This is a genomic window from Nostoc paludosum FACHB-159, assembly GCF_014698835.1.
GTDB lineage: Bacteria > Cyanobacteriota > Cyanobacteriia > Cyanobacteriales > Nostocaceae > Nostoc > Nostoc paludosum.
Map to the genome: position 1 here is coordinate 36,328 of NZ_JACJTU010000019.1, position 14,302 is coordinate 50,629.

The 14,302-nt window shown below is 41.5% G+C and carries 7 protein-coding genes; all 7 read right to left on the reverse strand.

Going from position 1 to position 14,302, the window contains the following annotated elements; all coding sequences use genetic code 11:
* The gene (gene hpsE, locus H6H03_RS19835; RefSeq protein ID WP_190956808.1) at nt 1-993 is read right to left on the reverse strand and encodes a hormogonium polysaccharide biosynthesis glycosyltransferase HpsE; all 993 of its coding nucleotides are present in this window, start codon (nt 991-993) and stop codon (nt 1-3) included.
* 5 nt (nt 994-998) lie between these two features.
* Nucleotides 999-1,973: a hormogonium polysaccharide biosynthesis glycosyltransferase HpsE gene (gene hpsE / locus H6H03_RS19840; protein ID WP_190956809.1), complete on the reverse strand. Its 975-nt coding sequence runs from the start codon at nt 1,971-1,973 to the stop codon at nt 999-1,001.
* Nucleotides 1,974-2,153: 180 nt separating this feature from the next.
* A complete protein-coding gene (locus H6H03_RS19845; protein WP_190956810.1) occupies nt 2,154-2,882 on the reverse strand; it encodes a pilus assembly FimT family protein in 729 nt (242 codons plus the stop codon).
* 38 nt (nt 2,883-2,920) lie between these two features.
* Nucleotides 2,921-3,922: a hormogonium polysaccharide secretion pseudopilin HpsC gene (hpsC, locus tag H6H03_RS19850; RefSeq protein ID WP_190956811.1), complete on the reverse strand. Its 1,002-nt coding sequence runs from the start codon at nt 3,920-3,922 to the stop codon at nt 2,921-2,923.
* 61 nt (nt 3,923-3,983) lie between these two features.
* On the reverse strand, nt 3,984-4,691 hold the full coding sequence (gene hpsB / locus H6H03_RS19855; protein ID WP_190956812.1) for a hormogonium polysaccharide secretion pseudopilin HpsB: 708 nt from the start codon (nt 4,689-4,691) through the stop codon (nt 3,984-3,986).
* 186 nt (nt 4,692-4,877) lie between these two features.
* Nucleotides 4,878-9,863, reverse strand: coding sequence for a hormogonium polysaccharide biosynthesis protein HpsA (gene hpsA / locus H6H03_RS19860; protein WP_199339002.1), 4,986 nt, complete (start codon nt 9,861-9,863; stop codon nt 4,878-4,880).
* A gap of 702 nt (nt 9,864-10,565) precedes the next feature.
* Nucleotides 10,566-14,087, reverse strand: coding sequence for a methionine synthase (gene metH, locus H6H03_RS19865; RefSeq protein WP_190956813.1), 3,522 nt, complete (start codon nt 14,085-14,087; stop codon nt 10,566-10,568).
* Between the last annotated feature and the right edge of the window lie 215 nt (nt 14,088-14,302).

Here is a 14,302-nt window from a genome sequence, read left to right on the forward strand (position 1 = left end):
TTATGTGGCTGCTTTGTTTTTGAATAGTTTCCCTAAATTACATCTTAAGTAATAAAAAGGACTCATCATACTAGCCAAGTAAAATTCCATCTCAAAAAGTAAAATTAAATTATTTTTTAACTGTCCTTTATATTGAATTATGTAGTGTAGTACTCGGCGTAAATTTCCTAAAACAGTTTTCAGAAACACTATTGGTTTTTGCCAATTTTTAGTATTTATCAACCTGAGCTGGAAAATACACAAGCCACACCCGCGTGCTAGATTTAGTAGATAATCTTTTTCAAATCGCCAGCGTGGTATTTGATGGTAAGTATGCATGGTAGGATTATACCAAATTTCCCAACCTGCATTATGTATATAAAGTAATGGTTCATAGTCTTCGCCTTGTACCAAAATACCAGGTAACTTTCCGCTTAAAATAGGTCGTTGTGGTACATTTTCACACCACGCTTTTTTGCGGACAACAAGCGCTGCACCAGGAGGAAGTCTTAAATTATCTGCATCAAATAAATGTGGATCTGAACCATGTTCTCTGATAGCCAGAAAAGCTTGAATTTTTTCAAAATTTTCTGGCGGTTTTACCTCAAAATCACCATGAATTTGTCCACTCCAAACACCTGCTTGAGGATATTCCAAACCAAAGGCATATCCTTCTGCTAACCAATCAGTTGCAGGTAAATTATCATCATCTAAAAATGCAATTAGCTCGCCTCTAGCTTCACGTACTGCCCGCAACCGTGCAAAAGCGGCTCCCTGTTCTTTTTCAAAAGAATATCTTAAATGACAGCTTCCATTGTATAGTTTTTGGTAATTCTGGATTACCTCAGATGTATTATCAGAACTATTATTATCGACAACAAGAACTTCCCATTTCAAGTTTTGTACTCCTGTCTGAGTTAACAGTTTATCCAAAATCTGAGGTAAACGGGTTGCTCCGTTATATGTAGGAATAGCTACAGTAATATCTAATTTTTCAACTAATAATTTAGTCATAACACTTAATATTCTGATAATTTATTTTTCAAATAGCCGTTTTTCCAAAGATAAAACGGACTCATTAAACTACTTAAAAAAAGTTGCATTTCGCAAGCAGCTACCAAATCCTGTTTCAACTTAGTTCGATATTTCAAGAAATGTATAGTAATTTTACGCAGGTCATTGATTGTGTACGCTAAAAAAGCGATCGGTCTATACCAAGGTTTTATATTTACCATTCTAGTTACATAACGGCTGAGTCCAATACCTCGAAAAAATGGAATTAAATAGTCTTTTTGTAATCGAGAGATTGGTATTTTATGAGAAATTTCCATTTCTGGGTTATACCAAATTTCCCATCCTGCTTTTTGAATGTAAGACAACATTTCTAAATCTTCACTGGTAAGCATATTACCTTGAACTCTACCAGTTAAAATGCACTTATCTGGTACACTTTCTAACCAAGCTTTTTTACGGACAACCAGTCCAGCAGAAGGAGGTAGTAGTTTATTTTTTGCTTCATATAATAGGGGTAAATTTCCTCGTTCCGTGATTGCTAAAAAGGGGGCAATTCGTTGAAAATTTTCTGGTGGTTCTACTTCCCAGTCAGGATGAATTTGGCTACCATAAGCTCCTGCCTTGGGATATTTTTCAGCAAAGCTATAAGCTGCGGCTACCCAGTTTGATATTGGGTAATTATCATCATCTAGAAAACCTATCAATCTACCTTTAGCTTCTGCAACTGCCTTTTTTCGAGCATAAGCCGCCCCTTGTTTTGCTTCAAAGCAATACTTTAAAGCGTAAGTACATTGCCAATTTTCTTGATAGGCTTGCACAATTTTAGCTGTGTTATCTGTGCTGTTATTATCTACAACTATAATTTCCCAAGATAAATTTTCGGTGTGAAGTTGATTTTTTAGTCGCTCTAGTAGTTCAGGCAAACGACTCTCACCGTTGTAAGTTGGGATAGCTACAGTAAAGTCTAAACAATCAGTCATGTATGAAAGTTATATTTTGATATTTTGATATTTGTTTAGCCAATGGCTAGTTTATTATCGACCACTCAAGAAATTTATCCAATAAAAAAACTACACCTGATGCTTCAATTTTGCTATCAATGTGCAGTTTTATGTTCAGTATTATTTCGTATTTTTATAAATTCGGGCTATGAAAATTATTTAATTACAGTCAGAGTCTTTTTTTGTGACCATTGAGCCTAAGAGAGTTTTCACAATGATGCATCGCTTTACACTACTAGCTGATGAAGGATTTTGACGATCTGGGATAGCTACTACTATTTTTATCCCAGGTGGTTCTGTTGCAGGGGGTGTAACTGTTCCAAAGTTTGCATTTGTTAGAGTCCCCATGTAATCGAAGGTCATTTTTGCTGATGTACTTAAAGTGTCAGATACAGATGAACCAGCAGTGTTTTCACTACTGAGATTTGTACGTATCAGAAATTTATCAGAGCTAACTCCCACATCTGCTCCTAAAGGTTTCCATGTGCTGATTTCAGCAAAAGCTAAGTTGCTACCATCACTCTTTTTCGTAGGATAAATAGCAACCTCAAAATTTTGGGTTGTACTATTTTTCTGAAAGCTCACACTATAGCTAAGTTTTTTCTTTTGGGCTTCTCGTTGTGCATTTTGTAGTGTAGCTAAAACTGCATCATTAGCTTTATTTAGCTGCTGTCGGTTGACAAAGGCAACCCAACCTGGAGCCGCGATCGCTGCTAAAATTCCTGCCAACAGCACTACTACAATTAATTCTATCAGAGTAAATCCCGCATCTTGTTGATTGTAGCGATCGCTATAGTCTCTGTTTGCTAAATATTGCTGCTTTAGTTTTGTTTTAGAGCTATGTAAATGAAAGTAATCTAATAATTTCAAAGTAGTAATATTCCCCATACTATCCTGCTTTTATTAATCTTGGTCAAAGATACATGCTATTTGTTAAAGATGAAACTCCGCCCTTGTACCTTAATGTTCGCATTTGGAAAATAACTAGCTTTGCTCTGGGTGTAACGTATTTTTGTTTCATCATTTTGTATTAGACGAGCTTGTGCGTTACCCCTTAAATAAACTTCAACAGTACTTCTGTTATCTGTGCCAACTGAATTTACACAAGCATAAAAGCCTCTTCTTTCAATGCTTGCTGGAACTCTTTTAAAGACAAGACCAGTAGGTGTAGGGCAAGTTACTGATGCTGCTGTCACTGTAGGATTTTCCTGTGATATTGTTGTTTGATCTATAAAATCAACAAGAACTACGGAACTTTGATTATAAGTTCCTCCGGCTCCCAAACTATTTGTCCAACTATTCATTTTTTCTTGTAATGTTTTGCCTTTGTCTGACAAGTCAAATTGTTTAAAACCTTTATCTGGACATAAGCTATATTTTTCAGTAGTAAATCCAGGACAATCAGTCCTACCACTACTATTTAGAACGCCATCTTTAATTTGCCATCTGGCGATGCGCGCGGCTTGAGACCAGTTAGAACTAGAACTGGTGTCTTTAATTAAATAGTAAGCTACCAGTGAATACACAAAAGCATCGTCTCGAAATAGAACTGTAGCGCCATTTTTAGTTTCAAGAGTATCTTTAGTAAACTCTCGCTTCCAAAATACTAGAACTGGAACTCCATTTGTTACGGCAGGAATTTGGGAATTAATAGCTGTGATACCTGTATCATCGTATATGTATAGTGCTTGTTGGAGATCGCGAGCAATATAATCAAGCGCTGCTTTTATTTCTTGCTCAGAGTTAGCTTTAGCTTGTTCCTGACGATCGGTGTTTAAAACTCCGATCATAAAACCTAGTAACGGCGTAATTACTAGGAATGCAATCAGCATAGCTACTAGTAATTCAATCAGGGTGAAGCCATTATTTTTGTTCTGCTTATGAGAGAGTTTTAGCTGAGTATTTAACAGCCACCTCAGTATATTCATCTTGCTACAGTTTCTCCTTAGTGATTGATACTGAGTCATGAAATTATTTATATTTGCTGGGTTAATCTTGACAACCACCAAGACGCTCGCATAAAGCGTTATAGGAGGGTTGACCTCTGACAATTTCAGTTGTAATTTCTACTAGTGGTGCTTTGCGATCGCCTAGTCCGCCACTGAATGTTGCTGTTTTTTTTGCATTAGTATCACTACTTTTTTTCAAGTTACCAGAATCGATGAAGGCATCTGAACGATATACCCGAACTCCCAAACGATAGCTTTGACCGTTATCAATTTGAGCGGTACTTGTACTGATAGTTCCAACAGCTTTACCAAAAGCCTGAATGTAAAACTGAACTGGGCTAGTTGTTTTGTAAGTTGTACAGTCGGTTGGTAGAGTGATTTTGCCATCCTTGTGAAAGCAATACAAACTAGTTATGGCTGTGGGAACAGCAGCACTACTGAGTAAATAGTCGCCACTGGTACTTGTGTCTGATACTGTTCGAGGTGCATCTGCGGTTGCAGCAGCGAGTGAAGTAGTAGTTGATACTTGAGCTTCGGAAATTGTTTTAGACTTAATAGCATCAATGAAGGCTTGAGCAGCTTCTGTTGCCAATTCCACCCGTCTAGCTTGCACGCGAGTTGCGGTTGAAATGACTAAGACAGGTGCGATCGCTACCAGCAAAATGCTAACCACGAGGATCGCCACCAGGGACTCAATGATCGTAAAACCAGACTGGCTAGATGATTCTTGTAGTTGGTGTGGGTTCATAGTCAGTTCCTCAATTGGGCTATGTCTTAGAGCAATTGGCGATCAAGTGTAATGCACTCCTTACCCCTCCCCTTTTACGCGAGGGTTAGGCAAAGGTAGGGAAAGGGCAGGAGGCTAAAGGCTTTTAATGCGATCTATTCACCTCAGAAGTGCTGCAAAAAGAGTCATTCAGACACTTCAGGATGCTTAGAGCTTACAGTCACCCGGACGTTCACTTGCAGGTAGCGCAAATTTTAAACCACTGCCAAAGTAGGTAGTGTCTGGAGTCTCAAAACCATCTGCTGTTTGAGTTTGGACAGCACACAATAGACTTTGCACCCAAAGGTCATCTCGACCTACTTCTCTGTAGTATTCATTTGGAGGATCTGCCGCTGGAACTACGAAGCGCTGGGCAAACAAGTCTGGATTTTGCGCGAGTAAGGCTACATCAAAACCCCAGTTACGGTTAGGAGCCATATAATAAGGCGCTTCCCCAGCAGGAGCAGTACCTACATAAGTAACATCTGATGTGTAACCTGGTCTATCAACATTCAGAGCTCTCATAAAGATACTGTTAATATTGGCACTATTGACAGAAGACGCCTGGGATATGTCAGAAGGGGTTGCAGCTACAGTTCCCGATCCTGGTCTGACAAGAACTTGGAATGGTGCGGTAGCATAGATACTGCGTTTAAATTGGATGAACGAACCGCTAATATTGGCATTAACCCCATTCCAGTTTTCTAAGAAGCGCACAAAGTTATGCAAACCCCCATTGATTTCGTAAGTACTTGGACCTACACGAACAGGAGTATCACCAGCTGCAACTGCTAGATTAAAAGTTGTTTCACTTGCCTTAGGCAACCATCTGGTATTTTTAACCACGCTAGATGTACTGGCTAAACTAGCGTAACTTTCATTGTGTTTAGGTACTTCGGTTGTTACCTGTAATTGCAACACAGGCTCTAGTAGTGGTTGAAAATACTCATTTCTTGTGAATGGTGTCGTGGTGAATGGCGTCGTGTCTCCAGGAAAATCTTTCTCAGAATATGCATTAGGCGATGCGAGTGGTATTCGGGGGTACCTGAAGAATAGACGATAAGTCTCACTAGCACCATTAGTGTAGTTGTATTTCATATTGTCGAGTCCGAACCCTGGTGGTGCGCCATAGTTAGTATCTTTTGTGGCTGTAAACCATAGGGCATTATTGGCTACTTCCGGTATATCACCGTTACGAAAGTGGCCTACTACCTTCACCGGAGTTCCTGATGATGAATCTGTTTTTATACCGAGTACGATGGGAGTAGCAGAGCCGAAGTTTATGGGAGCATTAGAGGTATCAACCAGCTGCCCAGAACTATTTCGTTTGTAGGCAACTCGACGGGCAAATTTTTCAAAACCAGCTCTTGCCGCTTGAGCAGTAGTACCAGCTAATAGTCTGCTTCTTGGAGCATTTAGAACGTCAGTATCACTAGATTTTTTTTGGATATATGCTAGCGTCAAACCATTGGTTGCATCTGTATCATTGGTTTGGTCATCATCATTATCCAAACCAATATACCAATCAGTTACTCCACATTCAGAAACTGGTATTTTGAAGCACATTTCCATGACATACTCCGGCAAAGTACCTCGGCGCTGAATGGGTGTGACGAAGTTGTTAAAGTAAGAACTGTTATAGTCTCTTGAGTCAGTATCAGTGGGAGTACCCTTGTAGTAGGCATCACCACCAGAGTCAGTGAAGAATTTAGATGAAGTGACGAAGTTGTTATTCCAGAAACCTGCTTTCAATCGTTTGAGTACAACGTTGGGGTCACTTCCTTGATTATTTCGCAAGTCGTAATCACCCTCATTGCGGAAGCCTTCGCGGAAGTTACCAGACAACAAGGTGACAGCATCAGCAATCACTGATGCTGGTCGCCAGGTTTCCCCTGTTCCACAATTAGGTAGTCTAGGGTCATTGGGGCGACAAGCAAAGTTAGGATCGCGATTTGCCGCAGCACGGCTGTAAAATTTACTATCGTAGGCTGCATTACTCGCGTCGTCGGTGGGTGTAACTAGAAGATCGGGAGTTTTGAATTCTTGTTTGCTGTGCAGATTAAAATTGCCTTTAACATACACTGGGAGTTCAGTTGCTAAAATTAAGCCTTTTTCTTCTGCTCTGTAATCATTCATGCGACTCAAGTCACTGCCATTAATCAACATAATGGCGTTGGGTCGCCGTTCTGGATCTAGCTTGTAGTCGCTAGCACTAACGCTTTCACTGCTTGTGTCACTGCGGTCTTTTTGAGCATCATCACGAGAGGCATAGATAATACCGCTATTGGGGAATAGATATTCGTTAGCCCAATTTTTAGTAGCGTCTGGATTGGTGTTTGTTTGTGCGCGAAGCAGACCTAAATCTATGACGGTGGCACGAATTTCTAGAGGCTGACGCTGCTCAACTTCCAGATTGTATTTTCCGGTTAATGCAGGACCTTTATCAATAGCCTTAATTTGTCGGGCATCAAGAAATGCAGTTTCTTTGATTGCGCCATCAGGAATGTAGGTAGTACTGCGGGTCAGAGAGCCATCAGCAATCTTGATTGCACAGATGGTAGAGTCAATTGCTGATTGCTCAGAGAGAGTGAGTTTGCTGGTTGTTGCTTTGGCCAGTGCTTGGCGCAGCAGAGGATTAACAAGGCGACCATTGGGAAATACCAAGTTGGCTTGATGTTTCAAGCGGTCTAGTAAAGCTACGCTAGTGTTAGTAACATCATCATCATTAGCGACAGCTGCAAAAAAACCGTTGCTGTCTACTGCCTGTCCTCTAGTTATACTAGCGGCTGTAGTGCTGGGAGCTTCGTAAACAACCCCATTATTTGATTTGGCTCCAGCAGGTTTAGCACCAACTACTTCACCGCTGACATCCGGCAGTGTACCTGTATTTCTTGCCGTATCTTTGTTTGTGGGATCGTAGTAGCTACTTACACAGGCCATAGGTGTTTGATAATCATCTGCTGTGCTGGCCGCAGGAGCATAGGAATCAAAATTGTAGTGATACACTGCTGTGGCACGCATTACCAAATGACCGCGTGTTGGTGTACCGTTGAGAGGATTACTGGAATCAGGCACAAGCATGGGCATTGTGTCCGGCCAGACTACATTTGTGGCAGTGGCATTATTTTCTAATACGTCTGTTGTAGTGGGGTCGTCATTGAGTGGCGAGGCAGGTGTGGCCGAGGGAGGCGTGGGAGGGAGGTTAGAACCTGTAGGTCTATATATTCCCGCACCTGTAATCACCCTCAGTCCACCGACTACATCAAGGATATTAGCTCTGGGTGAAGCGGCTGAAATTTCCCAAAAACCATCACGCCCAGTTACTCCCAAATCTGATAATTGTCTGACGCGAGTGGTACGAGTACGATCCTTAGTAGTACTACCTGTCCACTTCACACCAGTAATGGTTTGGGGATCATTCTCTCCTACAAACTCTCCTTTTGTGTCGTTCCATATTAGTTCAGGCAGGTTGTTACCTAGTACAATGCGATCGCCTAACTCTGTTTCTGTTACCGGAGTGTTGTCTACAATCTCTGGATCTCTTGTAGGTAGTTGGGCTGTATTTAGTGTGAGTTTTGTGTTAGCGTCTGTTGGATAAATCCAGGCATCCATTGGACGTAGCGTATTACCAGAAGAACTGTTCAATAAAGTTGTTGCATCTGCTATGGTGTAATTCACGCCAGCAGATTTTTCAATACCAGAAGTACCATAAGGAACTTCTTTAAATGGTACACGCCGAGTACGTTTACGGAACCAAGTTTCCAATTCTTCTTTACGTACTTTATATGCGTCTAAGCTTGGATCGTTTACAATCCGTTTGCTTGTATTAGTTTGGACTTCTGTAGGATCGGCACTACTCGCATTAGCTAATTGTACATTCACTAATAAGTCTATGCGTTGAGCATAAGCTTGAGTGTTATAGGCAACGTCATTCGAGCCATTTGAGGTAGTTTTATTCTCAGAAGCTAAAGTTTTACTTGTATCAGGTGTATTGCTTTCTTTAAATAAATCTACACGCGTTCCATTTTTATCAGTTGCACTGATTGGGCTACTAACTCCAATATTACCGCCGACAACTATCTTGCCATTTTCTCGTTCGTAATAACAAGAATCTTTGCTACTAACTTGAAATAGGGTTATATCTTTATCAGTTTTAGCAGTAAATAAGTTACTGTTGGTAAAGATACGTCCATTAAGACGGAATCTAGGACCAGGTGTAATATCTAAGTCATCTTCATATACAACAGCATTATTAGTAATAGAAACTTGGCTGCGATCTTGTTGCATTTCTAAAGCTGAGAAGCCTTTATTACCTCGATATGTTTCATATTTGGTTGTATCGAGACTAGCTTGACTAGTAATGGGAACTGTTGCTGTATATACGAAAAAGCTTTTTTTCAATTCGCCACTTGGAAGCTTATACCAACCTGAATTACCTACTAAGCTGGCACTTGTCTCACCAGCTACATCACAAGCTCCACCTGCCTTAGCAGGTAGCATGGGAGGGGTTCTAGCATCTAGTGGGATTCTCTTCCTGGTTTGGCTTGTACCGCTTTGGGGGGGAGTGCGGAAGTAAATACCGTAGAGAATAAAGCTATCAAATTTACCGTTATTATCTGTATCAGCAGGAAATTTCCAGGCTGTTTGTATGTTTTCTCTATCCTCTAAAATCATAGTACTGCCTGCTTCAATGGTGTCGTCCCCATCAATGTCATAAGGCACAGTTATGGGAGTTTCATCACCAAATGTATAGGCAGGAAGTTTATTGGTTAAGGTATTGTATAGTGTTACGTTTGATGGGACAGAACGTGGCAAAGTAGGGTCGGTAAACAAGGCAGTTATTTTTGCTTTTGCTCTCTCTAATGCAGGGGTAGCAGCTTGCATTGTAGCCTCATTAACTCGGACATTACTGGCGTTTTTGGCTCGCTCAAATGACCGAAACAAAATTGCAGTTGTTAACAATACGACGACCAAAGTTACCATTGCTACTGTTGGTAACACAAAGCCTGCATTCGCTGGAGTGCGTCTTCTTCTCGTGAGAAAGATAGTCCGTAATAGCCAAATAATTCGCTTGTTAATTGCAGATAAAAAATTCTTGCCAATTAGTTTGAAGGTTTTTTGAATTGCCTTGACTAGCTTATTTTTTCCAGACATAGCTGCTTTCCTGTCAAGTGGTTTCTACCAGATTTTTGATTGTTACCGAATTTTTAACTAGACCTGAAAAATAATTTTTCAGACAAAGTATGAGACTGGATTTATGTAACGAGTGGCTCTTTTTTAGAAACTTCAAAATCAAGGGCTACACAAAAAAGACAATTTATTAAAGTTATATCATTCATGAATTGTTCATTTGATCCGGTAAATACTGATTTTTTGAGAATTATTTCAATTGATTCTGAGGAAGAATAAGTGCAGAATTTGACGGTAAATTTGCGGAAATGTATTTTATTGGCAGGCAAATTTATAAAGATGATGTTAGGAAAACAAGCTTATAATACCCACTTATAAAGGAAAGATATCAGTTCGATATAAAGTAATGTAAATTCAACGGCTGATATAATGTCCGTCTAATTAGCTGAAAAAGACTTTTCCCTCGTTTTACTAGGCAAAACCGTTCCTCCCCGACTCGGAGAGAAACTTGAACTTTAGTTCAACGCAGGGAGAGGTTTGTGGAATTCACGTTAAAATAATCAGAGTTAGCCCCAGATTTCTGGCTTACTTACAGAAGTACAGAAGTTGTGAATCTTGTGATTTAGGATTACTAATTACCAATAGCCAGTAGGGTAGCACAGCTATTTGTGCTACCCTACGAAAGGCTTATAAGTTAAACTCAGAACGACTATCGGGTATGGGATTCTACGCGCTAAAGTATTTCGCTACTGGGTGGTAGGTAATAATCGCTGTTGTAGACTGTTCTGGATAAAGCTGTTCGCTTTCATCCATATATAAGTTAATTCTGTCAGTCTGCAATAACTCCAGTTGCTTGTACTGATCTTGAATATTTGGGCAAGCGGGATAGCCAAAACTATACCGCGAACCACGATAGCGTTGTGCCAACATATCCCGAATATTATCTGGTTCTTCGGCAGCAAAGCCCAACTCACGGCGGATTCTGGCGTGTGTCCACTCTGCCAATGCCTCCGCCACCTGTACTGCCATTCCGTGAAAATACAGGTAATCTGTGTATTGATTATCTGCGAACAACTGTTGGGCAAATTCTGTTGCAATTTCACCCACAGTCACTGCCTGCATGGGGAAGACATCAATGATTCCCGACTCTTTTGGTGCAAAGAAATCTGCTATGCACAGCCGCCTTAATGACTTTTGTCTGGGAAATTCAAAAGTTGTAACCTGCTGTGATTGGTTCCATACATGTAGAGAATTTCCCTCGGCTTGACAAGGAAAATAACCATAAATCACTTGCGGGTGCAACAGATTTTCCTCAATAATCCGCTGTTTCCAAGTTTCTAAAACTGGGTAGACCTTCTCAGTTAAGAAAGCTTGATATTCTTCCTTCGATTGGTCTTTTGGTTTGCGGAATTGCCATTGTCCAGCTATCAATGCTTGCAAATCTAAATGCCAGAATATTTCTTCCACAGGAATATCACTAGGCTGCAATAATTTTGTTCCCCAAAAAGGCGGTGTGGGACGTTCAATATCTGTGGCTACTGCCTCAGAACGTCGAGTATCTATCTGTTTTGGTTCTGTAGATGGTGTTTTCTGAGTAGTTGTGGCTGGTGATTCTTTATGACCATTTGTCGAAACTTCATCTGTTTCAACTTCGTTCAAAAATCCCTGCAAATCATCCCAGTTACCAGTGGTCTTCGCTGGCATTAATTTATCCATGAAGTGTAGGTCAGAAAAGGCATCTTTGCCATAAACTACTTTACCTTTGTAGGTGTTTTGGCAATCTTCATGTACAAATTTAGGAGTCAGCGCTGCACCACCTAATATTACAGGGACGGTAATTCCCTTTTCGTTAAATACCTCCAAATTTTCTTTCATGAAGGCGGTGGATTTTACTAGTAAACCACTCATGGCAATACAATCGGCTTTGTGCTGTTCGTAAGCCTGAATAATGTTTTCCACCGGCTGTTTAATTCCCAGGTTAATCACTTTGTAGCCGTTGTTGGATAAGATGATGTCTACTAAGTTTTTACCAATGTCGTGGACATCGCCTTTGACTGTGGCAATGATAAAGGTTCCCTTGGAATTGTTGCCTGATTCGGATTTTTCCATGAATGGTTCTAGAAACGCAACCGCCGATTTCATGGTTTCCGCAGACTGTAACACGAAGGGTAGTTGCATTTGTCCAGAACCGAATAATTCCCCGACAACTTTCATGCCATCCAGCAGGAAGGTGTTGATAATTTCTAAGGGAGGATATTGTTCTAAGGCTTTTTTGAGATGTTCTTCTAAGCCGATGCGTTCGCCGTCGATGATATGGCGTTTGAGGCGTTCTTCGATGGGGAGACTTTCATCTAAGGAGCGATCGCGTTTTGTCGTTACCCCAGCAAATACTGTGGTAAGCTCTCCCAAGGGATCGTAAACGCAAACATCACCTTCAAATCTCCGCTGGTCATAAATTAACTGACGACAGATTTCTTGATGCCGTTCTTCAATCTTGGATAGCGGTAAAATTTTATTCGCACTGACAATTGCTGCATCCATTCCCACTTGCGTCGCTTCGTGCAAAAACACTGAGTTCAGCACTATCCGGGCTGCGGGATTTAAACCGAAGGATATATTAGAGACACCCAAAACTACATGACATCCAGGCAATTCTTGGCGAATGCGCCCAATCGCTTCTATGGTGGCTTTGCCGTTTTCTCGGTCTTCTTCAATCCCAGTGGAAATCGGTAGAGCTAGAGTATCAAAGAATATTTCTGTGGCAGGTATGCCGTATTCTACAGCTTGACGGTAAGCGCGTTGGGCAATTTGAAACTTTTTCTCGGCTGTCCGCGCCATGCCTTCTTCGTCGATGGTACCAATGACGACGCCAGCACCGTACTTTTTCGCTAGTTCTAGCACTTTCAAAAAGCGCGGTTCGCCGTCTTCGTAATTGGTGGAGTTCAGCAAGCATTTACCGCCGGCTATCTTTAAACCCGCCTCCATTTTTTCCCATTCGGTGGAGTCAAGCATTAAAGGCAATGTCACATTATTTACAATGCGCGAAACTAGTTCGTGCATATCCCGCACGCCGTCGCGTCCGACATAATCGACGTTGACATCAAGGATGTGTGCGCCTTCTTTGACTTGCGCCCTGGCCATTGAGACGAGTCCATCCCAATCTTCGGCATTGAGCAAATCGCGGCACTTCTTGGAACCACTGGCGTTGAGACGTTCGCCAATAATCAAGAAAGAATTATCTTGGTCGTAGGGCTGAGTGGTGTAAATTGATGCTGCCGCTGGTTCTAAACTTGGTTGTCTAACTTTTGGCTTGAGTTCTTTGGCGATTTCTGCCAATTGTTGAATGTGTTCTGGACGCGTCCCACAGCAACCCCCGATCACTTGGACACCCAAATCTTCAACAAAGTGCATCAGCGCCATGCGTAATTCCAACGGTGTTAAGCGGTAGTGTGCTTGACCGCCGACGTTCTCAGGTAAACCTGCGTTGGGAATACAGGAGACGATGAAAGGTGAATGTTCTGCCAGATACTTGATATGTGGTTTCATCAAGTCTGGGCCTGTGGCGCAGTTTAAACCGAGAATGTCAATTGGGTATGGTTCTAAAATTGTCAGCACTGCGCTGATTTCTGAACCTACCAACATTGTGCCCATGCTTTCCATTGTCACAGACACCATCAACGGACGGCGATCGCCCTTTTTCGCAAATACTTCTTCAATACCATTCAGCGCCGCTTTGATTTGCAGCACATCTTGGCAAGTTTCCACAATAAATAAATCTACGCCACCATCCCACAGCGCTTCGGCTTGTTCGGCGAAAGACGCTTTCATGGTGTCAAAGTCAATGTGTCCCAAGGTGGGTAGTTTGGTTGTCGGGCCGATGGAACCAGCGACAAACCGGGGTTTTTCCGGAGTGGAAAATTCTGCGGCGACACGCTTGGCGAGTTCTGCGGCTGTTTTGCTGAGGTAGTAGGCTTTGTCTGCTAAGTCATATTCTGCTAAGACAATGGACGTACTGCCAAAGGTATCCGTTTCGATGACATCAGCACCAGCAGCGAGAAAGTCGCGGTGAACTTTGGCGACGGCTTCGGGTTTGGTGTGGACTAAGTATTCGTTACAACCTTCATATTGGGCGCCGCCAAAGTCTTCTGCTGTCAGGTTTTGGGTTTGCAGGTTAGTTCCCATTGCACCGTCAAATACGAGGACTGGGCTATCTGGACTACGCAGGCGTTCAAGGAAGGGATGAGTCATATTTTCCTAGAAGAAATGAGGAAATCAAGTGAGTCTTGTGATACTCGACTTACTTTATTATTTTCCAAAATTTTGGGAGTTTCGGCAGTATTTATTCTCAAGTCATACCATTTTGGATTTTGGATACTGAATCACAGGGAACTAGAGACTCAATCCTAATACCTGCACTGGCAATCTCATTACCCGTTATTAATATCGTTTCTTTGTGAAGCTGC